The sequence below is a fragment of the Leucobacter sp. 1207-22 genome (assembly GCF_052850455.1).
The window spans coordinates 114,239-137,922 of sequence record NZ_VXCR01000003.1 but is presented as its reverse complement, the minus strand read 5'-3'; the positions used below and the strand labels follow the sequence as shown (position 1 = coordinate 137,922).

Sequence of the window (23,684 nt, the reverse complement as noted above, 5' to 3'; positions counted from 1 at the left end):
CCAGCGCACGACCGTTAAACGCCGGGTGACATGTGATTCAGCTCACAAATGCTGGCCATTTCCTTTCGACATCGGATAGTGTGGCGCACATGGCGCGGTTTAGTCCCCTTGAGTGGCCGGTTCTCCGGCAGCTGCGCTCGAACGATAAGTTCGGGCGGGGCGACGCCGTCATGTCGCAAAAGTCCCGCGAAAAGACTCCGCGCACAGCGACCGCAGACCGCGTCGTGCAGAGCGTGTGCCCTTTCTGTGCCGTTGGTTGCGGCCAGAAAGTGTTCGTGAAAGACGAGAAGGTCATTCAGATTGAGGGCGATCCTGATTCGCCGATCTCGCGTGGCCGCCTCTGTCCGAAGGGTTCGGCGAGCGAGCAGCTCGTAAACTCCGCATCAAGGCAGACCGAAATCCTGTACCGCGCGCCTCGCTCACGTGAGTGGCAGCCACTGTCGCTCGACACTGCGATTGACATGATCGCGGATCGCTTCCTCGACGCCCGCAAGAAGTGGTGGCAAGACGTCGACGAAAAGGGGCGGGCGCTTCGCCGCACGATGGGCATTGCTGCCCTCGGTGGTGCAACCCTCGATAACGAGGAAAACTACCTCATTAAGAAGCTCTTCACCGCGGCTGGTGCGATCCAGATCGAGAACCAGGCTCGTATTTGACACTCCGCAACAGTTCCCAGTTTGGGAGCTTCGTTCGGCCGAGGCGGCGCTACACAGCCGCTGCAAGATATGGCCAATGCGGATTGCATCGTCATCCAAGGTTCCAACATGGCCGAGTGCCATCCCGTTGGCTTCCAGTGGGTGACTGAAGCGAAGGCTCGTGGCGCCAAGATCATCCATATTGATCCGCGCTTCACGCGAACGTCCGCAGTGGCTGACAAGCACGTGTCGATCCGCGCAGGATCAGACATCGTGCTCCTCGGCGCGCTCATCAACTACGTCATCGCAGGCGATCACTGGCTGCACGACTACGTTGTGGCGTACACGAACGCGGCGACGATTGTGAGCCCAGATTTCCGTGACACGGAAGATCTTGATGGCTTGTTCTCTGGCTACGACGAGACGACTGGCAAGTATGACCAGTCGACCTGGGCGTACCAGCGCACCCAGAAAAAGGGTGAGGCTGAGCTGCCTGGCGACGAGCGGTTCCTCCGTGATGAGACGCTTGAGCACCCGCACACGGTGTTCCAGATTCTCAAGCGACACTTCGCTCGGTATACCCCAGAGATGGTGCGTGAGACCTGTGGCATCTCTGAGGCAGACTTCGACTACCTCGCACGGTCCATCACCGAAAACTCTGGCCGCGACCGCACGACTTGCTTCGCGTACGCAGTCGGCTGGACGCAGCACACCATGGGTGCGCAGTTCATCCGCACCTCCGCGATCCTGCAGCTGCTGCTCGGCAATATGGGTCGTCCAGGCGGCGGCATCATGGCGCTACGTGGTCACGCGAGTATCCAGGGCTCGACCGATATTCCGACGCTGTTCAACTTGCTTCCCGGCTACCTCCCTATGCCGACCGTCGAGAAGACGTCGCTCACTGAGTACGTTGACGCGATCCGCACCCCCGATCAGGTCGGGTTCTGGAGCGAAGCCGAGGCGTACACCGTCAGCCTCATGAAGTCGTGGTGGGGCGATAAGGCCACCGCTGAGAACGACTGGGCGTATGACTATCTCCCGCGCCTCGACGGCCCCCACGGCACCTACCAGACGGTCGCGAAGATGATGGCTGACGAGATTGACGGCTACTTCATCTTTGGGCAGAATCCGGCCGTTGGTTCGGCGCACGGGCGCATGCAGCGTTTGGCGATGTCGCACCTCAAATGGCTCGTGGTCCGCGATTTTGCCCTCATCGAGTCTGCGACGTGGTGGAAGGACGGCCCAGAGATCGAATCGGGCGAGCTGCGCACCGAAGACATCGAGACCGAGGTCTTCTTCATGCCAGCCGCAAACCACGTCGAGAAGTCAGGCACATTCACGCAGACGCAGCGCATGGTGCAGTGGCGTCACCAGGCAGTTCAGCCGCCTGGGCAGGCGCAGAGCGAGCTTGATTTCTTCCATGAGTTGGGTGTGCGGATCCGCGAGCGGTTGAAAGACTCCACCGATCCGCGCGATCGTCCGCTCCTTGACCTCACCTGGGATTACCCGGCGGATGCACACGGCAACCCGGATCCCGAGGCAGTGCTCGCTGAAATTAACGGCTTCCATATCGATGGTGAGCAGGCTGGCAAGCCGCTCTCGTCGTACACCGAGATGCGCGCAGACGGCTCGACATCTGGCGGCTGCTGGATCTACACGGGCGTGTACGCAGACGGCGTGAACCATTCGGCTCTTCGCCCGCAGAAGAACGAGCAGTCACCCGACGGCGGCGACTGGGCATGGGTCTGGCCTGCAAATAGGCGAATGCTGTACAACCGTGCCTCGGCTGATCCGCAAGGTCGTCCGTGGAGCGAGCGTAAGAAGTACGTCTGGTGGGACGAAGACGCGCAGCAGTGGGTCGGTCACGATAACCCTGACTTCCCTGTTGGTCTCGCGCCCGACGCGCGCCCAGAACCTGGCGCGACCGGCGCAGCAGGCTTGGCTGGCACTGACGCATTCATCATGCAGTCTGACGGTAAGGGTTGGCTGTACGCCCCGAAGGGGCTCGCAGATGGTCCGCTTCCGGCGCACTACGAGCCGCAGGAGTCGCAGGTTGCGAACCCGGTCTATGACCGTCAACGTTCGCCGACCCGTGTCACGATGAACCGTTCTGACAACCTCAGCGCACCGAGTGACATTGAGCCTGGTGCTGACGTCTACCCGCACTCGTTCACGACGTACCGTCTCACCGAGCACCACACCGCTGGTGGCATGAGCCGCTGGCTGCCGTATCTTGCCGAGCTACAGCCAGAGATGTTCTGTGAGGTTTCACCAGAGCTCGCAGAAGAATACGGTCTCGAGCCGTACGGCTGGGCGACCCTGATCTCCCCGCGCGCCGCGATCGAGGCAAAGGTACTCGTCACCGACCGCGTGAAGGCGCTCGAGATTGGTGGCCGAACGGTGCACCAGATCGGCCTGCCCTACCACTGGGGTGTCGGCAACGACGCGGTCGTCACGGGCGACGCGGCGAACGATCTGCTCGGCATCGCGATGGATCCGAACGTACTCATCCAGGAGTCGAAGGTCGGTGCGTGCGCGATTGTGCCTGGCCGTCGACCGCGCGGCGCAGCCCTGCTCGACCTGGTTGCCGAGTATCAGCAGCGCGCAGGTATTACGGTAGAGACAGCGATCAGCCCGCACGATGATGCGGCGTACGCTGAACCGCAAGAGCCAGATGTCGAAGGGGACAGCGAATGAGTGGACACCTCACCGAGTCGCCAAACCATCAGACCCGTGACGAGCACAACCACAAGGGCTTCTTCACCGATACTTCGATCTGCATCGGCTGCAAGGCCTGCGAGGTCGCGTGTAAAGAGTGGAACCGCAACCCGGCAGACTCCGACTGGAAGCTGTCAGAGTCGTCATACGACAACACCGGCTCGCTTGGCGCAGATACGTGGCGTCACGTTGCGTTTGTCGAGCAGGGCAAAGAGAAAATCGAGGCCGCCCGCGAGAGTGGCCGCAAGCTCATCGGCCTCGGCATGCCTTCCATCGGTGGGCCGAAGCCGCGCGGCACAAATGCGTTTCTCGAACGGGGCGACCTCGGAGAAGGAGACCTCTCCGGTCTCGACACGAAGCCACCCGATACGCCTGACTTCCGCTGGCTCATGTCTTCTGACGTCTGCAAACACTGTACGAACGCTGGCTGCCTCGATGTCTGCCCCACCGGCGCGCTCTATCGCACAGAGTTCGGCACGGTCGTCGTGCAAGAAGACGTCTGCAATGGCTGTGGAACCTGCGTCGCTGGCTGCCCCTTCGGCGTGATCGAACGTCGCAAGGACGGCATCGCACAGCCCAAGACGAATCGTGACTTCACACCAGGTGAGCAAGTCGCGACGCCAAACGTCGGCGTCGCCCAGAAGTGCACCCTGTGTTACGACCGCCTGACCGACGATCAGACGCCAGCGTGCGCCCAGGCATGCCCAACGACATCGATCAAGTTCGGCAGCAAGGAAGACCTCGCGAAGATCGCGCGCGCTCGCGTCCGCGAGCTCCACAAGCAGGGCCTCACCGAAGCCCGCCTGTACGGCGCGAATCCCCAGGACGGCGTTGGCGGAACCGGCTCGGTATTCCTGCTGCTCGATGAGCCAGAGGTGTACGGCTTGCCGCCCGATCCGCGCGTCGCGACGGCCGATCTGCCGCGCATGTTTAAGCGAGCTGCAATCGCTGCGGCCGGTATGGTGGGCGCTGTCGCCCTGGCATTTATGGCGGGAGGACGTAAGTGAGCATCTCTGAATACGACGCGTATCGTCCGCCCGAGGGACCCCGCAAGCGCGGCGGCAAGCGGAAGCAGCGAGCTGGCGGGGGAAGTGGCGGTTTTGGTGCGGGAACCGGAGCCGGTCGTTTCGACGGTTCGCGCGAAATGGCCATGGTGCCAGAGGTCGAATTCACCTCGTACTACGATCGCCCGATCGTCAAGGCTCCGCCGTGGGAAGCGCCGATCGGCATCTACCTATTCCTCGGTGGCGTGGCTGGCGGATCCTCACTGCTCGCTGCCGGTGCGCAGTTCACGAAGAATGACAAACTGCGTCGGAACAGCCGTCTTGCCGCCATTGGTGCAGCGGGTGCCGGAGCTGTCGCACTCATCATCGACCTTGGTCGGCCGGAGCGCTTCCTCAATATGTTCCGCACCTTTAAGGTGACGTCGCCCATGAGCGTTGGTTCATGGATTCTTGGCGCGTTCAGCGCGGGTGCTGGCGTTGCCGCTGTGGCCGAGGTGGATCGCATGACGAAGCGGAAGCTTCCGCTCGGCCCGCTGCGCCCGCTGTTGAAGTTTGCAGAGAAGCCTGCTGGCGTCGTTTCTGCCGTCTTTGCCGCTCCCCTCGCTGCATATACCGGCGTACTGCTCTCTGACACCGCGAACCCGACGTGGAACGCCGCAAAAGAAGACCTCGCGTTCGTCTTCGTGAGCTCGGCAAGCCTCGCGTCTGGTGGCCTCGGCATGATTACAACCCCTGTCGCTGATGCGAAGCCTGCCCGCGTGCTCGCCATTACGGGTTCTGCCGCAGAGCTCGTCGCTTCAGAACTCATGGAGCGCCGCATGGATCCCGTCGCGGCTGAGCCCCTGCACCACGGCACGCCTGGCAAGATGCTCAAGTGGAGTAAGTACCTCGCTGCGGCTGGTGGTCTCGGAACCCTGCTCGGCGGACGCAACCGCGCAGTCGCCGTTGCCTCTGGCGTGACGCTGCTTGCAGCGTCGGCGTTGACACGCTTCGGCGTGCTCGAGGCTGGCCTTGAGTCAACGAAGGATCCGCGCTACGTCATCGAGCCGCAGAAGCGCCGCCTCGAAGAGCGCCGCCGCCGCGGCATCGTCGACGACTCGATCACGACCGCCGGGTAGCTAGGTAGCTGCGGAGTTGCGGCTGCTGGGCCGTCCTGCGTCATGAACCCCTGAGGCTTTGGCCTCGGGGGTTCATGCGTCTGCCCGCTTGGGCTCGGGCCCGGGCCCATACCGATTTGCCCTCGTCTTGAAATCGGCCGTCGGTAAGACGTTTTTGCCGAAAAACGTCTTACCGACGGCAAATCTCTGGTTCAGGGCCACTTCAGGGCGCGGATCGGCGCCTCGCTGCCGCGATCCGCGCCACTTCTTGTCGTTTTGGGGCACTCAACACCGAACTGACGTTCATCGCGCGTCACCCCATTGATCAGGCGTGTAAATGGGAGGAACATCGACAGACCTAGAAACTTTCATCCACACGATTACAAGGGAGTGAACTCATGAAACAGAAACGGCGAACTGCGGCCCTCGCTGCAGGTCTCGTGCTCGTTGGCACCTCAGTATTTGGTGGCGTCTCCGCGGCTTCGGCCGCCACTGTCTATGTAGATGGCGGCAAGTGGCGCTATGGGCTTTACGAACCCTCAAGCACCATTTTTGTCTTTTCATACTTCGACCATGCCAAACGATCGCACCGGTCCACAGCATGCAACCGATTTGACTGCGTTCAGAGAACGGCGGGCCCGGGTGTAACGACAAAGGCCGAGATTCAGGCGACTGGTTGGCGCTTCGGTTCTACCAACTACGCCTACTACTACGTCTATTAGATGGCATTGGCAGCCTGGCAGGTCGGCAGGGACGCCACCAGACAGAAGCATCCAAAATGAAGTCCGACTTCTCAAAACCAGGGACTGTTGTTTTCCGCAAGGACTGCTCGCGGAACCTCACCTTGGAGAGCCTCGGACATGACGAGGACTATCCAGTGTGGAAACAGGCGAATATGAACCTGAAGAAGCGAAGTCGGCGGAAAGCGCGCCTAAGAAAGACCCTGCGGGATTGCTCTGTGGCTAGCGTGCACAAAGCACTAGGGGCAATCACACTTCTGGCTATCGGAATCACGCTGACAGCATGTAGCGGGTCTGAAACTGGCGCAGGTCAAGACGCTCCGGACGACGTCGATTACTCAGACATCGCAGACATGCCTCATTTCACAGGCCCGTGGGCAGAGGAGTTCCGTTACGCCTACGCCAGGGCCGCAACTGAACAGATTCGCGACTACCTTCGCGATGAGGTGATCACAGAAGCGGAGAAGCAAGAAGTCACCGAAGCGTTCCGCACCTGCATGGTGTCCCACCGGCTCACTTTCGACGATTTCGAAGACGGGGGAGGGTACACGTACGGAATCGCAGCAGTGAGCAGCGCAGATGAAGCTAACGAGATTGCGACCAACTGCGAAAACGAGACTGGAGTCTTCGAGGTAGTACAGATGTACTTTTTGATACGCGCCAATCCCAGCAACGAAGACCGTACTCCGGAAATCGTGGCGTGCCTCATCAGGTCAGGGGTGGTCCCACAGGGCTACCCCGTTGAACGGCACATGGAAGGCAGGATCGATGAGTATGCACTCGTAGAGATGAATGAGCTCCAGACAACCGAGAACACCTGCAACAATGACCCGGACGGAGCATTCCGTGGCTGAAACTCGAATCGGCCTCTTCACTGCTCTGACGCTCGGCGCAGTTCTTCTCCTTCTCACTGGCGCGATCGGCAGCCAATACCTGCTCCCGCCAAGACCACCTGCGACGCTGCAGCCAGCGAACGCAGCACAGTCCTTCGCCGTCGAGACCGCAGCATTCGACGATGCGCGCACCGTGCAGGTTACGTTCGAGGCTGGCAACGACGCCTCGCTCACCTTGCCCAGTGGCGGTCGCGTCACACACAGCGCCTGTGCGGCCGACGGCACCCTCAGGTCAGGCCAGCTCGTTGCCAGCATTGATGGCCAGCCAGTCCTCGCACTGCACACTTCGATTCCGCTGTGGCAGAACCTCGCGTCCGAAGCAGAGGGCGCTGATGTTGACGCGATCCGCGTCGAATTGACGCGACTCGGCGCTGATCTCAACGCAACTGGGAAAGTGAATGATGCTGTGCTTGAAGCGCTCGCGCGGCAGTTCTATCCAGACGTCGATGATGACGAACTCCCTGAGTTCGCAGAGGTACCAAGCGCGCGGATCATGTGGCTCCCCACCCCTGAAGTCACCATGCGCACCTGCGCCGTCACTCTCGGCGCCTCCGTCGAGACAGGCGCCGAATTCGGCAAGGTCGCAGGCAACCTGACGAGTGCGCGGATCGACGCCCTTCCGCTCGACCTCGCCCCCGGCGCCCGCACCCTCAAGCTGTCCGGAGTGACAGTCCCGGTCGATCGTTCCGGCGCAGTGACAGATGCGGCCGCTCTGCAGGAGCTCTCGGGTGTCTACTCGCGCGGTACAGAGGAGGCAGATGGCGCAGGGTCAGGATCCGCCCACTCGAATGAGTCGAAGAAACCGAGCGCCCCAGGCGTGCTCGCGCTCGTGGAAAACTCCACGGTAAGTGCAGTGCCGCCAGCAGCGGTGTTTGGGGTGAGCGAATCGGGTGGGTGCTTGACCTCGCAGGGGGTGAGCATCGCCATCAACATCGTTGGCTCGCGCCTCGGCAAGACGTACTTCACGCCGGTAGACGCCGGGACAGCACTGCCCGCTCGCGTCGACGTGCCGAAGCCGACGGATCGCACATGCGCGTCACAGTGAGGTCGGAGTTCCTGGGGATGAGGCCCGCACAGTCACTGCCAATCCGGGCGCTGCAATTCGATGGCTTAGGGCAGCGGTTTGGAGACACGAGCCCCTGGCTGTTTCGTGGGCTTTCGGCGAAGTTTCTCGGCGGCGAGCGCTGCGCCATTGTTGGCCCGAGTGGGAGCGGGAAAAGCACGCTGCTGTCGATCGTCGCCGGGTGGCTCGATCCGACTGAGGGGACTGTGGAGCAAGAGGGATTGGAGCGGGTGCAGTGGGTATTCCAGAATCCGCACGGGGTGGCCCGGCGGGCCGCGATTGATCACGTTGCGCTGCCGTTGCTCGCGGCCGGAGCGCGGATCGCAACGGCCGACGCCGAGGCCGCCGAGATCTGCGCCGTTGTGGGGCTCTCGCATCTCACCGATCGGCGACCGTTCTCGATGCTGTCTGGCGGTGAGGCGCAACGGCTCATGCTCGCCCGCGCTCTTGCGGTGAAACCAGATCTCCTGCTCGTCGATGAGCCAACCGCACAGCTTGACCGGCAGAGTGCTGCAACCGTGAACTCCGCGATTGCGTCGATTGGGGCTGCGGGCGGGATCGTGCTCATCGCGACCCACGATCCTGACACCGCGGCGGCCTGCGACCGCATCATCGATCTTGCCGAGTTCGCCGCGGTGTCTGCATGAGACCCCAGGCCGTACTGCGCGAGGCCACGCGCGATGTCAGTACGGGAACTTCAAAGTTCCTGCTGTACTTCCTGGTGTATCTCGCGCTGCTTGGACTACTCACTGCGCACGAGGTGACATCGGTTTCCGCTTCTATTGATTCGGCGCAGAAGTTCCAACAGGCTGGCGCCAATGTGCGGATCGTGTCGTCAGCCGGCAGGGTTGACGGTGCCGCCTGCGTTGCTCTTGCCGACAATTACGACGTGTCTGCGGCTGCGGTTCGGCAGCTACCTGGGCAGTTTCGTGCGGCGACAATGCGCTCAGTGCCACTGCCGCAGTACGTTGCAACACCAAGTATCGAGGGCGTCCTCGGTGTGAAGCGGCGGGACGCGGGTGACGGGGTGCGGGGCAGCAGGGTGCCGGGCGGCACGGGCGGCGCGGTTGGCGCGCATGGCGAATCAGACACCGGTGTCTTCGTCGGCAGCCAAGTGCTCGATCAATTTGGCGAGGGGCTACGGATGCTCGCTGGCGATCCAGAGGAACTCACCATTGCTGGGGTGTATCCCTACCCAGACGATGGTCGGACACCCGGGTACGGATTCGCGGTGGTGATTCCTGAGCCAACCTCTTCAGAACCGTACGACGAGTGCTGGGTGAAGTCTTGGCCAGAGCTTCCGGAGGTCAACGGCCTGCTGCACTCGGTGGTCATTCCCTCGGAAAAATCCGATGCCGCTTCCCCCGACCTCAGTCAGCTCAACACCACGCTCGGCCGCACCTTTGATGGCGCAGCAATGTTCAACAACCGGATGAGCAGGTTCGACACGTACGTCGCACTCCTCACGGGTGCCACGATCGGCTTCTTCGCGGTGCGCTCGCGGCGACTCGAGCTTGCTTCCGCTCTGCACGCGGGGGTGGGGCGCGGATCACTCACGTTTACGCAGCTCCTTCAGCAGTGCGTGTGGATTGCGCTCGCAAGCGGTGTGACTTTTGCTGCCACCGCCGTATTCGCGAGCTACTATCCCGATGACGCGGGCAGCCTACTCGGGATCGCTGCACGCGTCATCGGTTTGGGGGCTGTTGGCGCGCTCGCAGGAGTGGTGGGTGCGGCGGTGACGATCCGGGAGCGCGCGCTTTTCGTGTACTTCAAGCAGCGCGAGTGATGTTGGGCGCGTTCAGAGCGCCTCGTCTGCAAATCGACCATCGTTAAGACGTTTTCGGCAGCATTCATGCAGACGAAGGTCAAAAGTCCAGACGAGGGGCGGGGCAAGGAGCCGCAGGAGAGGGGCGGGCAAGGAGCCGCAGGATCAGGGCAGGGGCCGCAGCCCTAGCCAATGCATCCCAGCCAGCGCGTCCTACCGAACGCGGATCCCGCTCCCCGCCGTCGTCTCACCAATCACCGGGTGCCCGGGAATCCCGCCAACCACGAGCAAGCCGCCCGAGGTCTGCGCATCGGCGAGCAGGATGAGGTCGTCTTCGGTGATGCCAGCATCAGCGGTCAAATGGGGGCGAACCCAGTCGAGGTTGCGACGCGATCCGCCGGGCACAAAGCCCTCTTCCAAGGAAGACCGTGCGCCATCGAGCAGCGGAATTGCGCTCATGTCGAGGGTCGCACCGACGCCCGAGGCGCGGCACATCTTGTACAGGTGGCCGAGCAGACCGAAGCCAGTGACGTCGGTCGCAGCGCGCACGCCTGCCGCGACGGCAGCCGCAGCAGCATCGCGGTTGAGCTGGGTCATGTTCGTGATGGCGTGTTCGAAGCGTTCGCCCGTCTGCTTGTGCCGGTTGTTCAGCACGCCGACGCCGATCGGCTTCGTGAGCGTGATCGGGAGCCCGGCGACGGCTGCGTCATTGCGCATGAGTTTCCGCGGATCAGCGATACCGGTCACCGCCATGCCGTACTTGGGTTCGGGATCGTCGACCGAGTGCCCACCGGTGACGGGGCAGCCAGCCTCGGCGGCAACGTCGAGGCCGCCGCGAAGCACCTCGGTGAGGAGTTCCATCGGGAGCTTCTCCCGGGGCCAGCCGACGAGGTTGATCGCGGTGATCGGCGTGCCGCCCATCGCGTAGATGTCTGAGAGCGCGTTTGCTGCTGCGATCCGCCCCCAGTCGTAAGCGTTGTCCACAACAGGGGTGAAGAAATCTGCGGTCGAGAGCACTGCGAGGTCCTCGCGCACGAGCACGGCGGCAGCGTCGTCACCGTCATCGAGACCGACCAGAACGTTCGGCGCTGTCTGGCCGACCAGACCGCGAACCGCATTCTCGAGCTCTCCCGGTGGAATCTTGCAGGCGCAACCGCCTCCGTGCGCAAAACCGGTCAGTCGAATGTTGTCCCCATTAACAGTCATGCTCTGACCTTATCGGGCGGCGCGGCACCTCGCGAGGGTGTGTAGGATCCTCATTGGAAGCGTCTGGTTCCTGGTGGTGCCCCCGGTCTTCAAAACCGGTGAAACCGAGTATCTCGGTTTGGCGGGTTCGATTCCCGTCCGCTTCCGCCAGTTTTATCCCGGTTCCGGTGCCGCTTTCGCGGGGCGCGGATCATCGTACGCAAGGTGGCGACCGAATGAGCACGACGACGAACCCCGAGTCGAGCACTGGAGCGAGCACCGACGCGGATACCGACACGGACACCGATGCGCGCGCTCACGCGAACGCCGAGATTGACCCGCGCCGTCGCATTCCGCGCACGGACCAACTGCTTGCGCTGCCTGAGATCGTCGAGGCCAGAGCGTGGCTTGGCGAGCAGGCCATCCGCGCGGTGGTGACCACTGCTCAGGCACGAGCCCGCACGGGCGAAATTGCGCCAGAAGATGTGAGCAACGCTGTCAACGAGGCGCTTGCAGCAACCTCACCGGCGACCCTCACCCCGGTCATCAACGCGACCGGGGTGATCATTCACACGAATCTCGGTCGCGCCCCACTCTCAGCGGGTGCGATCCGCGCGGTCACACGGGCTGCCGGCTATGCCGACATTGAGATGGACCTTGGCACAGGCTCGCGTAGCGGGCGCGGTCTCGGTGCCAAATCCGCGCTGCTGGAGGCGTGCCCAGCCGCGGAAGACGCCCTGGTTGTGAACAACGGTGCAGCAGCACTGCTGCTGGCAGTGACGGCGTTGGGAGGCGGGGCTGATCCGCGCTCCCCTGGTGCTATCGGCGATATCGTCGTCAGTCGCGGCGAGCTTGTGGAGATTGGAGCGGGGTTCCGGCTTCCTGATCTTATGGAGACGACGGGCGCGCGGCTGCGCGAGGTCGGCGCGACGAACCGCACCCATGTTGCCGACTACGAACGCGCACTCGGCGCGGGTGTCGGCTGCGTTTTGAAGGTACATCCGAGCAATTTCAAGGTCGAAGGCTTCACGTCTGGGGTCGGCGTGGCTGAACTGCGTGCGCTGCTTGATACGCATGCGGCCGCCGAAAGGACCGACGCGGCAGGCGCGGCGCGGATCCCCCTCATCGTCGACCTCGGCAGCGGTCTCATCCATCCTGAGCCTGTCATTCCGGACGAGCCCGACATCACCGCAGCGCTCCAGGCCGGAGCCGACATCGTCATCGCAAGCGGAGACAAGCTGCTCGGCGGTCCGCAAGCAGGCATTCTGTACGGCACGAAAGCAGCGATTGCGCGGCTTGCGAAGCACCCTCTCGCGCGCGCAGTGCGCGTCGACAAGCTCACGCTCGCTGCGCTCGAAGCGACACTGCGTGGGCCAGAAACCCCAGTCCAGGCAGCGTTGCACGTGAAACGTTCCGAGCTGCGTGCGCGACTTGAGACGCTAGCAACAACAATCACTCAGGTGACCGGGCGCAGCTTTGAGATCGTTGAGCACGATGGTCGAGTTGGCGGCGGCGGCGCCCCGGGCGTTCCACTGCCCGGTTGGGCGCTCGCGCTGCCCGAACACTGTGCGGCAGCGCTCCGCGCTGGGGCTACCGCAGTAGTTCCCCGCACCGCACAGGGCCACTGTCTCATTGACGTTCGCTGTGTCCCGCCGCATCAGGACGCAGATCTCGCCGCGGCGATCATCGCAGTCCTGGGCACGCACGACGGTGTCGAGCCAGCGACGGCGCCCGCGCCCGGCCCCACAACCGATCTCGCCTCCAAGACCGCTGCCGCACCCACCGCCTAACCATGTACGTCGTCGCCACCGCTGGACACGTCGACCACGGCAAGTCCACCCTCGTGCACGCCCTCACCGGCATGCAGACCGACCGCCTGGCCGAAGAACAGCGTCGCGGGCTCACCATTGACCTCGGCTTCTCGTGGACAACGCTGCCCTCCGGCCGCGATCTGGCATTCGTCGACGTCCCCGGGCACGAACGATTTCTCGGCAACATGCTCGCGGGAGTTGGGCCGGCACCCGTGGTGTTGTTCGTTGTCGCTGCTGACAAGGGCTGGCAGGCACAATCCTCCGATCACCGCGATGCGGTAGCCGCGCTCGGGCTCTCGCGGGCAGTGTTCGCGGTTACTAGAGCGGACCGCGCGCCCGACCAGGTACCCGAGGTCGAGCTCGCGATCCGCGCCGAATTTGCGGGCACTCCCCTGGCAGACGCACCGATCCTGCCAATTGGAATCCCTGCCAACGGCACCGAGCCGACCGGCCTCACTGAGCTGTTAGCAACGCTCGACGATGTGCTCGCTCACGCCCCAGCGCCGCGCACCGATAGTCGCGTACGTCTCTGGATTGATCGAGCCTTCACGGTCAAAGGCTCCGGCACCGTCGTGACCGGAACCCTCACCGCTGGCACGCTCGCGAAAGGCGACAGCCTGAGTGTCGTGAGCAGTGAGTCTGGGATCCAAGACTCCTCGGTGCGCGGCCTCCACAGCCAGAACGCGGCGGCCGAATGCGTCACACCGTACGCCCGCGTCGCGGTGAACTTGCGAGACGGGGGTTCCGGTTCAGTGGGCCGCGGTGACGCGCTCATCACCCCCGACGCTTGGTGCCTGACCGACCAGATCGACGTTCGCCGCACCATGGGACGTCCGTTTACTGACGGCCCGCAAGAACTCAACGTCCACATCGGCACCGCCGCCGTGACCGCGCGCGTGCGCCCATTCGACGACGATCATGCGCGGCTCACGCTTGAGCGTCCGCTCCCGCTCGAGCTGGGCGACCGATTCGTACTCAGAGCACCCGGCAGCCGATCGGTGTTTGCCGGGGCAGCCGTGCTCGACCTCGACCCACCGGCACTCGGCCGCCGCGGAGCTGGTCGCGCGCGAGCCACGGCCCTCGCCGCGCTACCGGTGGGCGGATCGCCCCTCGCTGATGTCCGCCGCCGCGGAGCCATGCGTGTCACTGACATGCGGCGCTTCGGACATACCGGGCTCGATGCCGCACCACAGCTCACGGCCGATACCCCGGCCGAATCACGCATGCATGAGGTGCGGATCGGCGAGACTCGCTGGTGGATCCACGCCCCCGCACTCACCGCTTGGGTTTCGCGACTTCGGCAGGCTGTGGCCCGGCAGCGGCGCAACGATCCCCTGAGTCAAGGTCTGCCGCATGGTGCGGCGCGCGATGTGCTGATGCGTGACGCACAGCCTCCGCTCCCTGATGCTTCGCTGCTCCCCGTCGTTGCGCACCATGCGAAGCTCGAGTCGGCAGGCGGCGTGCTGCGTGAGCCGGGGGTCGCCATTGATCTTGGTCCAGCAGAACAGGGGGTTGCGGCGCTGGAACGCAGCCTTCGTGCGCAACCGTTCGCGGCACCAGAAGCCGACGATCTCGCTCGACTTCGGCTCGGCGCGAAGGAGCTCGCGACAGCCGAACGCGCAGGGCGACTCATTCGACTCGCTGACGGGGTCATTCTGTTGCCTCAGGCTCCCGCGCTCGCGATGCAGCGCCTCTCAGCACTGCCACAGCCGTTCACGACCAGTGAAGCGAGACAGACCCTCGACACCACACGCCGTGTTGCGATCCCGCTGCTTGAACTGCTCGACGCGAAGGGCTGGACACAGCGCGTCGATGGCACGCTTCGCGAGATTGTGCGGCGCTAGTGCAAGGTATACAAAAGCCCCCGGAGACAGCATCTATAGCTGTCGCCGGGGGCTTCTGCACGAGCTGAACTCGTTAGAGCGCTTCGATGGCGGCAATCGCTTCCGGATCCGCGCCATGCAAAAACTCAGTCAGTCGGTCGACCTCGCCGGTCTCACCGATTGCAGCAGCGCCACGACGCAGTGCGTACAGCGCACGCAGCACGCCACGGTTGGGTTCGTGCGACCAGGGAACGGGACCGGCTCCGCGCCAGCCCGCCTTACGCAGCGAGTCGAGACCGCGGTGGTAGCCGACGCGGGCGAACGCGTACGCCTCAATCTCGCGGCCAGCAGCCGATGCCTCGTCAGCGAGCAGCGCCCATGCGAGGGGTGACTCGGGGTGCGCGCGCACGATTGCTTCGAGCGAATCGCCTGCCGCGAGCGCGGTCTGCACCGCGGTGTCTTCGGCGAGGAGCGTCGGCTCAGGGCCGAGCAAGTTCTGGCCGATCATTAGCGGAAGTTCACGAACTGCAGCGCGACCTCAACATCTGCACCCTTGAGGAGCGCGATGGTGTCCTGCAGGTCATCACGGCTCTTCGAGGAGACGCGCAGCTCGTCGCCCTGAATCTGGCTCTTGACCGACTTCGCACCCTCGTCGCGGATCAGCTTGTTGAGCTTCTTCGCAGTCGCCTGGTCGATGCCTTCCTTGAGCTTCGACTCAATGCGGTATTCCTTGCCGCTCGGGTAGGGCTCGCCGGTGTCGAGTGCCTTGAGCGAGAGTCCGCGCTTGATGAACTTGGACTGGAGCACGTCGAGCACGGCGGTTGCGCGCTCTTCGGTGTTTGCCTTGATCATGATCGTCTCGCCCGAGAGCGACACGTCAGCACCAACGCCCTTGAAGTCGTAACGCTGTTCGACCTCCTTGCGGGCCTGGTTGATAGCGTTTTCGACCTCCATCGAGTCGATCTTGCTCACTACGTCAAATGAAGAATCAGCCATGTCTCAAACTGTACCTTGTTGGGCTCGGCCTCACCCCGTAACCCCGCGAGATCAGCCGTTTCTGCCGAGATCGACCCGTTCATGCGCATGAAAGTGGCCTCTGTGCAGGGAACGGCTGTTTCGCGGTCCTGGGTCGCAAATCCGGGCGCGGATCTCACCCCACCCAAAGAGGATCCCGTTGGCGTCTCTACATCACAGTTCGGCGGCCATCGTATGCACCTCTGGACCGTCTGCGATCTGCGTGTGATGCGTCACGGTGAACCCGTGCCGCTTGTAGAGGGCAACGTTGCTCGCCGCTGAGGTCTCAAGCGATACTCGCGGATGCTCTGACGCTGCGATCCGCGACAGCGCTTCGAGAAGCAGGGCGCTCCCCAAGCCTTTGCCAGCGTGCTCGGGATGCACCCCGATGGTCGCGAGGTCCCACGAGTCTGGGAGCCGCGCGGGCAACTCGGTTCCGAAGACCATCATGAGCTTGTCCCCCATGAGCTCTGCGACTCGAGACTGCTTGTCCTCCGTCGGCTCGGGACAGCCAGGAGGAAGCACCGCAATGACCCCAGAGACATCTTCACTCACGAGCACCGTGCCGTGCTCAAGTGCGTGCGCGAGATAGACGGCCTGCAGCTCTCGCAACCGAGACTCGTATCCCTCGCTTGGGATGCTCCACCGAGTCCAGGGGTACTCGGCAAACGCAGCAGCCAGTGTCGCTGCAGCAGCGGGAATATCAGCCGTCGTGGCCTCTCGGATCGCCTTGGGTGATGCAGACATACGTCTCTTTCTACTCGCCAGGTGTCACGTAGTTCAAGAACGGGACCGTTTCCGTTGCGGTCACTCGCGCAAACACAATAAGAGCCCCTCGCAGAAGTCAGACTTCGAACGAGGGGCTCTTCCCAGTGGCGGAGGATAGGGGATTTGAACCCCTGAGGGCGTTAACCCAACACGCGTTCCAGGCGTGCGCACTAGGCCGCTATGCGAATCCTCCTTGCTGGTGCGTGCACCAACAGGAGACCACATTACCTGAACTCACACCAGCAGCGCACATCGCCCGTCACAGAAAACACAAAGTACCTGCTCACGGGCCTTTTTGAAATTTCAGTTTGAATTATCACAGAAAGGTAACGCATACTAGTCAAGTTGTTTCCGCGACCGCGGGGACCGAAAACTTGAGGAGACCACCAGGTGCGTTCACCGTTTAAGCCGCTGATTGTCGGAGTAGTCGCGGTAACCACCTTCTCCCTCTGCGCAGCACCAGCTTTCGGCACGACCGGCGCATCAGAAGCGGCAGAATACGCTTCGATCCCCACATCGACGGTCGCAGCAGCCCCTGCAACTCAGACGTTTGAAACCACTCAGTTTGATTTCGAGGCGGATCAGCCTTCGATTCTCGAGCTCACCTCAATTTCCGGCAGCGCCGGTCACAACTTCGACGTCGACAAGGCCATTGCAGCCGCTGAGTCAGAGATTGGCACAAGCCGGGCTACCGGCTGGAGCGCACCAGGCGAGTGCATTCAGTCAGCTCGCCGCTGGCTGCTCGCAGGCAACGCATACTGGGATGGCGGCAGCGACCCCGTGAGCGCTTACCGCGACGCAGTTCGCCTCGGCATGTCAGATGCCCAGCCCGGTGACGTCATCCAGTACGAGAGCATCGACTCCCCCACCTCGTGGGTATCTGGCGTGCACACCCTGCTCATCACCGGAGTGAATGACGACGGCACCTTCACGATCATCCAGTCGAACGTTCCTGGCGGATCAGGCCTTGTCACCAAGGTCGAGAATTGGACCCCTGAGCCCCCGGCGGGCTTCCAGGCGGTCGCCTGGCGCTTCTAAGCCCAGACAACAAGACGCGTCACGCACGCGTTCACAGTCGCTGCGGGACGCACGCAGACGCAAACGAGCCGCTCGGCCATCACCAACCGAGCGGCTCGTTCTTTTTCCCCTCGCGACCCGCATTACTTTTTCGCGAGAAGCCTCTTCACCCGCGGTGCCACTTCTGTCGCAAGCAGCGTCAGCGACTCAATAAAGTGCTCTTGCGGGAGTCCACCCACATCCATCTGCAGGAAGTGACGCGTGTGGCCCATGTGACCGTGTAGCGCCACGATGCGGTCCGCGATCTCATCTGGTGCGCCGACGTAGAACCCGCCAAGCGGACCAGTCTGCGCCTCGAATGCACTTCGCGGCTGTGGTGGCCAACCTCGAAGCTTGCCCATTTCAACCGTCAGGTTGTGCCAACCCGGGTAGAAGCGATCCAGCGCTTCCTGCTTGGTCGGCGCGATCAGGCCGAGGGCTCCGACCGATACCTGCAGCTGGTCGCCCGCATGCCCAGCCTGTTCGGCTGACTTCCGGTAGAGATTCGCAAGCGGCGCGAATCGGTGCGGTTCGCCGCCGATAATGCCGTACGCCACGGGGATGCCAAGGCGACCGGCCCGAGCTGACGACTGCGCGTTGCCACCTGTCGCAAGCCAGATCGGGAGGCGTCCCGATGCAGGCCGCGGGACGACGGCAAGGTGATCGAGCTCCGGGCGCACCGATCCGCGCCAGGACACGTACCCGTCTTCGCTCTCGTTGATCTTCAGCAGCAGGTCGAGCTTTTCCGAGTACAGGCGGTCGTAGTCTCCCAGGTCGTAGCCAAAGAGCGGGAACGTCTCGACGGAGGATCCGCGCCCTGCAGTGATCTCCACACGTCCGCCGCCTGAGATCGCGTCTGCGGTCGCAAACTGCTGGTACACGCGCACCGGGTCGTCCGTGCTGATGATGCTCGCACCGCTGCCAAGAATGATCTGCTTGGTCGCGGCGGCGGCGGCCGCAATAAGCGTGCCGGGCGATGACGCTGGCATGCTCATCGTGTGGTGCTCGCCGATCGCGAAGTAGTCGAGTCCGACGCTGTCGGCATGCACGATGGCATCGAACAGATTGCGGATCGCACCCGCGGTGTCAGCCTGCTCGCCATCGGCAGTGAATTGGGTGTCGCCAAAACTGTAGGCGCCTATCTGCATGGTGTTCTCCCGGTATGAAGTGAGTTGTTGAGCTTGCTGCACCGAGCGTGTGGGGTCAGTGCACAGCACAGAGATCATCGGCCTGTGCGCGGATCTCTGGGCCCGTATGACGCGCGCCAAAGAGCGGCGATCCCGGCTCGAACAAGACCCCAGATGCGAGCGGCCCTGTTGGCACCGCGTCGAAGCCAATCGCGTCGATGAAGCTCGCGACCGCACTGACAGCTCCTGCGTCATCGCCCGCGACGCCGAGTGCCCTGCGCACGGGGTCGCCCGTTGGCGCATCTGGTCGCGCGTCGAGTTCGATGTCGTGATAGCCGATGTGGTTGAGGGTTTTCACGAGCGCGGATCCGCTGAAGTGCTCATGGACCACCGAGCTCGTGCCCGCTCCTCCTGCACTGTGAGCCGCGGCGAAGGCGGGGAGCGATCCGTCGGTGGGTTCCCAGTAGTTCATCGCGTCGACAACGATCTTGCCGTGTAGGGCCGCTGGATCCACACTCGTGTACTTGTGCAGCGGAACAGCGACGACGACGATGTCGCCGTGCTCCGCAGCTCCGTGAGCGTCCATGGCACGTGCACCCGGGGTCACGAGCTCTGCAAGCAACTCAAGGTCGGCGGCCGACCCGGAAGATGCAATCGCAACATCGTACCCAGCGGCGACCGCAACCCTGGCAATGGCAGCGCCTACGCGCCCCGCTCCGAGAATACCGATCTTGTGCTGCATGTTTCACGCTCCGTCGTGTCTGTGAACCATTCGCTCGGCTTCGCCGAGCGGTCTATGTCGTCAGTGGTGCTGACGACTCACTCCAGAATGACCCAGCCTTCACAAAAGCGCGAACGTCACGTAAGCTACTTACTAATAGTTAGGAGCTGGACGTGACCGAGAACACCATGATGCACATCAACGAAGAAGAATGCCGTCGTTTTCAGTCGGCAGCAGAGCTCGCAGGTCGCAAGTGGAATGCGGCGATCCTGCTCGCAGGCGCACGCGGTGCACGGCGCTTCTCTGAATACCAGCACCTCATCAACGGCATCTCTGACCGCTTGCTTTCTGCACGCCTGAAGGAGCTCGAAGGCGAAGGGCTCATACTGCGCGAGGTGCAGCCAACCACACCCGTGACCATCACTTACACGCTCACGAAGTCAGGTCTGCAGCTCATCTCGCTACTGCACCCGCTCGTGAACTGGAGTCGTGAGCACACCGAAGCACTCACGCGAAACGTCACGCCCGTCACCTCGGCTGCGTAGCTCGCTTCCTAACGCGCCGCGTAGCGCGCTTTCTAGCCCAGCAGCTCGTCGAGCCCAGGCACCTCGTAGGCGAGTCCGTGACGTTCGGCGCGAGCCGAAATCGACTGCTCCCGCAGAAACACGAGCATCTCCACCGGCCCGGCCATCGTCACTGGCTCGGCCCAGAGTGCTGCGCGGTCGAGACCACCCATCCACTCTGCGACGCGAACACGGTCGCCTCCGATGAGTCGAACTCGATCCGCCACAATCCCCTCACCAGCAGTCGGACCAGTGACAGCAATGCGCGCAAGCCAGTCGTCATCAGTTTCACGGGAAACGTCGATCTGCTGAGCGCCCAAGAACGCAGTGAGCTCTGGCGGCAACACCTCGCCGGTTGACACCTCGATGGGGGCACGCGTCAAGAAGGCAGCCACGAGCACACGAGCGAGGCCAACGACGGAACCACCCTGTGCTAGGCGCACCTGCACGGCAACAGGCCATGCACGGCGCACGTTGCGTTCAATACCGAGCCCGATCTCGTCGTGCACAGCACCAAGATCGGTGCGCCAGGTGAGCTGGTCGTCGAGGGCAGCACGCCGAAGCTCATCGAACTCCTCATACGCGATGTCACCCTGGAGCATCTCGATGAGACGACCGATTTCAGGATCGAGCCCGCGCAGATGCAGGGTGTCGCTGCGGGTGCCACGGCGACGCGTCCACGACCCCTGCCCGACGAGCCAGTGCGGGCCGCCGCTCAGTGCTGGCAGACCCATCACGGCGTCGTCCCAACCGCCACGCGGTTGGCGCTCAATGAGCTGCGAGCCGAGTGGCTTGTTCACCATCAGTGTCGCGGCGCTCACGTCTTCGAGCCAGGTCTCGATCTCCCGCTCGTCCCACGACTGCAGGCCAGCCGCAGCGCCGGTGCCGAGCGCGTTCTGCTGTGCAATCGCGTCAGACAGCATAGCGCTGTGGGTGAGACCAACCACTGGCATGCCAACGGCGTCATCCCAGAACTGCGACTTCGCCGATACGCCCATCCGAACGCCGGGGCTCCACAGCCTGCCGTCTTCGCTCAGCATGCGCGGCTGCACGAGCCACTCTTCACCACGGCCAAGTTCCGTCAGTGCGCGCAGACCAGCCGCAGACGGCGGCGCTGGAAGCGGCCCGACATCGTACGCAAGCGGATCCGCGCCACCATCAGGTCGCACGGAGTCGCCGACCCGCAGCGCACGAACGGCCTCGGCGAGCCCCTCACGGAAGACCTTCGAGCGACCCATGCTCCCCAGCAAGATCACGCGGTTCATGGAATCTAGGGTGCTGCCGTCGGAGCGGAACGCGGAATCAATCAGGTCAGCAACCGCGCGTTCAACCTCGGCAGTTGGCGTGATCAACATGGAAGAACCAGAAACAAAGTGCCCTTCGACCCGTAGGTCTGGGCGGTGCCGCGCGAGCGAACGACCGAGCGAACGACGGCCAAACACGACCGCCCGATCGACCATGGGGCTCGCGCCGAGCGAGGCGAGCGTATCTTCGACCGTCAAGCCAACAACCCTGACTGCACCCGGGGTGAGGCCGCCAGCTTCCCACTCCTCCACGCAGGCCTGTGCAGGGGACACGAGTTCGGCGGGCACCGCCCACAACACGCCGCTGCCTGCGGCGAGCGCTGCAAGCACCGCACTGCACTGCACACCGAGCGATGCCTGCTCGTCACCAAATACGAGCACGAGACGGTCAGGTACGAAGGTTGCGCCGCGCATCGCTTGCAGGCCCTCGGCAAGCTGGGCCGCGTACCTTGCGGCGTCAATGATGAGGTTGACCTGCGCGTCGAGCACGCGGGCGGGAGCGCCGGTCGCAGCGGCAAGCTCGGTAAAGACACGGTCGCGTGCGGCCGCGGTCGCGAGCGCTGCTCGGCGCAGGCGCACCGCACGAATCGAGTGTGACTGGCTCGCCCACATTGCTGCGGCCTCGCGCGCGGCCTGAGCTGCTGCAGCAGGGTCGAGATCCGCCGCTGAAAGCGCAATCGTTGCGTCGACGGCATCTGAGCCGGCTGCCAGGGTCGCGGATCGCACGAGCAGTTCCCGTACCCAGGCCCGGTTGGCAGTGACGCTCGCGTCCGTCAGTGGTTCGTTCGCGAAGCCGGAGGCCGAGACTGCAGGAATGGTGCGTGCAGGGCCAAATTCTTCGAGGGTGACCTCGCCCGTTTCCTGCTGGTTGAGTCCGAGTACGGCAGCGGTCAGGCCGCCGGTATCAAAGCGAGTGGTCTCATCGGGGGCCTTGTAGAAGAGCGCACTGTCACGCTCGCTCGGATCCCACTCACGCGCGCGATGCTGCGTGCGATGCGACGTCGGTGCAGGCATCTGCGCGAGACCTGCGGACTCCATGAATGTTGCGTCTGGATCTGGGTCGAGATCCGCCGCCGCAAACTCAGCGATGTAGCCGACGAGGGTTTCGACGGCTCCGGCATGCTCGTCGCGCGGCAATAGGGGCAGCACGACCTGCACTTCAGCGTGGGCGCGGAGTGCCTGGGCAAGCTGCGGGCTCACGCCGCTGCGCAACCGGAAGCTGTAGAGCGCGGTCGACTCCAGCACCTCGGCGACCTCGACCACCGCCGCAGCAATGCGCGGCTCTTCCGTCGCGATCACGGGGCGAATCACCGCCGCACGCCCAGGGTGCAGCACCAGCTCGATGAGGCGCATGAACTGCGCGTCAGCTTCCAGCTGCTCTTCGATCACTGGCACGGCGAGGCCGGAGAGAATTGAGCGGATCCGCTCACGCGGAGCAAAACGCGACTGACCAATGACCACCTCGAGCGGGGCTCCGCCCTGCGCGACGTGCGTCTGAGCGAAGCAGTGCAGCTCTGCGTAGAGCTCGCGCGACTCAGGAAGATCGCTCGGCAGGCGCACGCCAAAGCGCAGGCGTTTGGCATTCGGGTCGCTCAGGGTGCCGCGCACAATCGTGGGAAGCAACCGGACCCAGGCCAGATCAGACGGCTCAAGCGTGACCGTGACATCGTGTTCAACGGCAGCAAGCACGAGCGGGGCAAGTGCTGCAACGACGCGGGTAGCATCGGCATCGATCGCCCACTCCCCTCCGCGTGATCGCGCAACGAGGCGGCCGGGATCAATCGCAACCTGGTGCACTGCAGGATGTTCGATGAGTGCCGTGAGACGGGTGACCTCCACCGCAGCGCTTTCGTCGCCAGAGATCGCATCGCCGAGCAGCGTGACAACCGGCGCGCACCCCTCATCGGAGATCGCGCGCAGCGCCTCGGTGACGCCGGTGAACTTCGTTGTGCCGTCTTTCGTGTTTACCGCGATGCGGACCGGCGCGATGAGCTCCGATGCCCGACCCAACAGGTGTCTACGGGCGAGCGGCTTCACGAGCCACGGCAGACCGAACGACACGGTACCGCTCGCTCGAAGCAACAGTCGATCCTTCATCGGCATCGAGTCAGGCATGTTTTGTGACGCATCGCGCAACCCCGTTGCAGCGGTAAACGCGTCTTCGGTGCCGAACAGCACTTCAACAAGACGGTTGACGAATTCCCGTTGTGACGGGTCGCCTGAGATTCCAGCGAGCAAGCTGAAGTCAGCTGAGTCGGCGGATCCATGCGCCTGCGCTGCATCCCGCCACTGTGCCGCACGATCCACTATCGTGGGGACGCTTGCTGCCCAAGGGAACACCTGCTCTGCCATGTCTTTACCCTAAAGCTCGAATCGACACAGGGTGGCGTGAAACAC

Annotated in this window: 19 protein-coding genes and 2 tRNA genes; 13 read left to right on the top strand and 8 right to left on the bottom strand. The window is 63.5% G+C overall.

Annotated elements, in window-relative coordinates:
* Window positions 1-89 precede the first annotated feature (89 nt).
* The 8 genes from fdh to FW756_RS06360 all read left to right on the top strand — a co-directional run bounded on the left by fdh (window position 90) and on the right by FW756_RS06360 (window position 9,936).
* Entirely contained in the window at window positions 90-3,332 is a 3,243-nt protein-coding gene (fdh, locus tag FW756_RS06395; protein WP_446429330.1) for a formate dehydrogenase, read from the top strand.
* A complete protein-coding gene (locus tag FW756_RS06390; protein WP_446429329.1) occupies window positions 3,329-4,360 on the top strand; it encodes a 4Fe-4S dicluster domain-containing protein in 1,032 nt (343 codons plus the stop codon). The genes fdh and FW756_RS06390 overlap by 4 nt, the downstream gene beginning before the upstream one ends.
* Window positions 4,357-5,475 (top strand): NrfD/PsrC family molybdoenzyme membrane anchor subunit, encoded by a 1,119-nt coding sequence (gene nrfD, locus FW756_RS06385; RefSeq protein ID WP_446429328.1) that lies wholly within the window; start codon window positions 4,357-4,359, stop codon window positions 5,473-5,475. The genes FW756_RS06390 and nrfD overlap by 4 nt, the downstream gene beginning before the upstream one ends.
* Before the next feature lie 377 nt (window positions 5,476-5,852).
* Window positions 5,853-6,176, top strand: a complete 324-nt coding sequence (locus FW756_RS06380; RefSeq protein WP_446429327.1) for a lactococcin 972 family bacteriocin — start codon at window positions 5,853-5,855, stop codon at window positions 6,174-6,176.
* 236 nt (window positions 6,177-6,412) lie between these two features.
* Window positions 6,413-7,048: a hypothetical protein gene (locus FW756_RS06375; RefSeq protein WP_446429326.1), complete on the top strand. Its 636-nt coding sequence runs from the start codon at window positions 6,413-6,415 to the stop codon at window positions 7,046-7,048.
* Window positions 7,041-8,132 carry a hypothetical protein gene (locus FW756_RS06370; protein ID WP_446429325.1) on the top strand — a complete coding sequence of 364 codons (1,092 nt, stop codon included), beginning with the start codon at window positions 7,041-7,043 and terminating at the stop codon, window positions 8,130-8,132. Before FW756_RS06375 ends, FW756_RS06370 begins: the two co-directional genes overlap by 8 nt.
* 17 nt (window positions 8,133-8,149) lie before the next feature.
* Window positions 8,150-8,797 carry an ABC transporter ATP-binding protein gene (locus FW756_RS06365; protein WP_446429324.1) on the top strand — a complete coding sequence of 216 codons (648 nt, stop codon included), beginning with the start codon at window positions 8,150-8,152 and terminating at the stop codon, window positions 8,795-8,797.
* Window positions 8,794-9,936 (top strand): hypothetical protein, encoded by a 1,143-nt coding sequence (locus FW756_RS06360; RefSeq protein WP_446429323.1) that lies wholly within the window; start codon window positions 8,794-8,796, stop codon window positions 9,934-9,936. Before FW756_RS06365 ends, FW756_RS06360 begins: the two co-directional genes overlap by 4 nt.
* 192 nt (window positions 9,937-10,128) lie before the next feature.
* On the opposite strand, the gene selD is transcribed toward FW756_RS06360, so the two are convergent.
* Window positions 10,129-11,121, bottom strand: coding sequence for a selenide, water dikinase SelD (selD, locus tag FW756_RS06355; RefSeq protein ID WP_446429322.1), 993 nt, complete (start codon window positions 11,119-11,121; stop codon window positions 10,129-10,131).
* Between the two features lie 55 nt (window positions 11,122-11,176).
* Between selD and FW756_RS06350 the strand changes: the two genes are divergently transcribed.
* The 3 genes from FW756_RS06350 to selB all read left to right on the top strand — a co-directional run bounded on the left by FW756_RS06350 (window position 11,177) and on the right by selB (window position 14,755).
* Window positions 11,177-11,271: transfer RNA gene (locus FW756_RS06350), tRNA-Sec, on the top strand.
* A gap of 65 nt (window positions 11,272-11,336) precedes the next feature.
* Window positions 11,337-12,890, top strand: coding sequence for an L-seryl-tRNA(Sec) selenium transferase (gene selA, locus FW756_RS06345; RefSeq protein WP_446429321.1), 1,554 nt, complete (start codon window positions 11,337-11,339; stop codon window positions 12,888-12,890).
* Window positions 12,891-12,892: 2 nt separating this feature from the next.
* A complete protein-coding gene (gene selB / locus FW756_RS06340; protein ID WP_446429320.1) occupies window positions 12,893-14,755 on the top strand; it encodes a selenocysteine-specific translation elongation factor in 1,863 nt (620 codons plus the stop codon).
* 73 nt (window positions 14,756-14,828) lie between these two features.
* On the opposite strand, the gene FW756_RS06335 is transcribed toward selB, so the two are convergent.
* The 4 genes from FW756_RS06335 to FW756_RS06320 all read right to left on the bottom strand — a co-directional run bounded on the left by FW756_RS06335 (window position 14,829) and on the right by FW756_RS06320 (window position 16,709).
* On the bottom strand, window positions 14,829-15,242 hold the full coding sequence (locus FW756_RS06335) for a DUF3151 domain-containing protein (RefSeq protein ID WP_446429319.1): 414 nt from the start codon (window positions 15,240-15,242) through the stop codon (window positions 14,829-14,831).
* The gene (locus FW756_RS06330; protein ID WP_446429318.1) at window positions 15,242-15,730 is read right to left on the bottom strand and encodes a YajQ family cyclic di-GMP-binding protein; all 489 of its coding nucleotides are present in this window, start codon (window positions 15,728-15,730) and stop codon (window positions 15,242-15,244) included. The genes FW756_RS06335 and FW756_RS06330 overlap by 1 nt, the downstream gene beginning before the upstream one ends.
* 192 nt (window positions 15,731-15,922) lie before the next feature.
* Window positions 15,923-16,495, bottom strand: a complete 573-nt coding sequence (locus tag FW756_RS06325; RefSeq protein ID WP_446429317.1) for a GNAT family N-acetyltransferase — start codon at window positions 16,493-16,495, stop codon at window positions 15,923-15,925.
* A gap of 126 nt (window positions 16,496-16,621) precedes the next feature.
* Window positions 16,622-16,709: transfer RNA gene (locus FW756_RS06320), tRNA-Ser, on the bottom strand.
* 197 nt (window positions 16,710-16,906) lie between these two features.
* On the opposite strand from FW756_RS06320, the gene FW756_RS06315 reads away from it, so the two are divergent.
* On the top strand, window positions 16,907-17,554 hold the full coding sequence (locus FW756_RS06315; protein WP_446429316.1) for a lipase: 648 nt from the start codon (window positions 16,907-16,909) through the stop codon (window positions 17,552-17,554).
* A gap of 122 nt (window positions 17,555-17,676) precedes the next feature.
* Here the strand turns inward: FW756_RS06315 and FW756_RS06310 are convergent, their stop codons facing one another.
* Window positions 17,677-18,720, bottom strand: a complete 1,044-nt coding sequence (locus FW756_RS06310) for an LLM class flavin-dependent oxidoreductase (protein ID WP_446429315.1) — start codon at window positions 18,718-18,720, stop codon at window positions 17,677-17,679.
* 55 nt (window positions 18,721-18,775) lie between these two features.
* The gene (locus FW756_RS06305) at window positions 18,776-19,441 is read right to left on the bottom strand and encodes an NADPH-dependent F420 reductase (RefSeq protein WP_446429314.1); all 666 of its coding nucleotides are present in this window, start codon (window positions 19,439-19,441) and stop codon (window positions 18,776-18,778) included.
* A gap of 152 nt (window positions 19,442-19,593) precedes the next feature.
* Here FW756_RS06305 and FW756_RS06300 point away from each other — a divergent pair, with 152 nt between their 5' ends.
* The gene (locus tag FW756_RS06300; RefSeq protein WP_446429313.1) at window positions 19,594-19,965 is read left to right on the top strand and encodes a winged helix-turn-helix transcriptional regulator; all 372 of its coding nucleotides are present in this window, start codon (window positions 19,594-19,596) and stop codon (window positions 19,963-19,965) included.
* 32 nt (window positions 19,966-19,997) lie between these two features.
* Here FW756_RS06300 and FW756_RS06295 read toward each other — a convergent pair whose 3' ends face one another.
* Complete coding sequence (locus FW756_RS06295) at window positions 19,998-23,639, bottom strand: proline dehydrogenase family protein (RefSeq protein WP_446429312.1); 3,642 nt, start codon at window positions 23,637-23,639, stop codon at window positions 19,998-20,000.
* Window positions 23,640-23,684: the final 45 nt, after the last annotated feature.

Excerpts from the sequence above, each read along its gene's own strand:
- FW756_RS06390 (WP_446429329.1), top strand. The coding sequence starts at position 3,329 with ATGAGTGGACACCTCACCGAGTCGCCAAACCATCAGACCCGTGACGAG.
- FW756_RS06380 (WP_446429327.1), top strand. The coding sequence starts at position 5,853 with ATGAAACAGAAACGGCGAACTGCGGCCCTCGCTGCAGGTCTCGTGCTC.
- FW756_RS06365 (WP_446429324.1), top strand. The coding sequence starts at position 8,150 with ATGAGGCCCGCACAGTCACTGCCAATCCGGGCGCTGCAATTCGATGGC.
- FW756_RS06360 (WP_446429323.1), top strand. The coding sequence starts at position 8,794 with ATGAGACCCCAGGCCGTACTGCGCGAGGCCACGCGCGATGTCAGTACG.
- selD (WP_446429322.1), bottom strand. The coding sequence starts at position 11,121 with ATGACTGTTAATGGGGACAACATTCGACTGACCGGTTTTGCGCACGGA.
- selA (WP_446429321.1), top strand. The coding sequence starts at position 11,337 with ATGAGCACGACGACGAACCCCGAGTCGAGCACTGGAGCGAGCACCGAC.
- selB (WP_446429320.1), top strand. The coding sequence starts at position 12,893 with ATGTACGTCGTCGCCACCGCTGGACACGTCGACCACGGCAAGTCCACC.
- FW756_RS06335 (WP_446429319.1), bottom strand. The coding sequence starts at position 15,242 with ATGATCGGCCAGAACTTGCTCGGCCCTGAGCCGACGCTCCTCGCCGAA.
- FW756_RS06330 (WP_446429318.1), bottom strand. The coding sequence starts at position 15,730 with ATGGCTGATTCTTCATTTGACGTAGTGAGCAAGATCGACTCGATGGAG.
- FW756_RS06325 (WP_446429317.1), bottom strand. The coding sequence starts at position 16,495 with ATGTCTGCATCACCCAAGGCGATCCGAGAGGCCACGACGGCTGATATT.
- FW756_RS06310 (WP_446429315.1), bottom strand. The coding sequence starts at position 18,720 with ATGCAGATAGGCGCCTACAGTTTTGGCGACACCCAATTCACTGCCGAT.
- FW756_RS06305 (WP_446429314.1), bottom strand. The coding sequence starts at position 19,441 with ATGCAGCACAAGATCGGTATTCTCGGAGCGGGGCGCGTAGGCGCTGCC.
- FW756_RS06295 (WP_446429312.1), bottom strand. The coding sequence starts at position 23,639 with ATGGCAGAGCAGGTGTTCCCTTGGGCAGCAAGCGTCCCCACGATAGTG.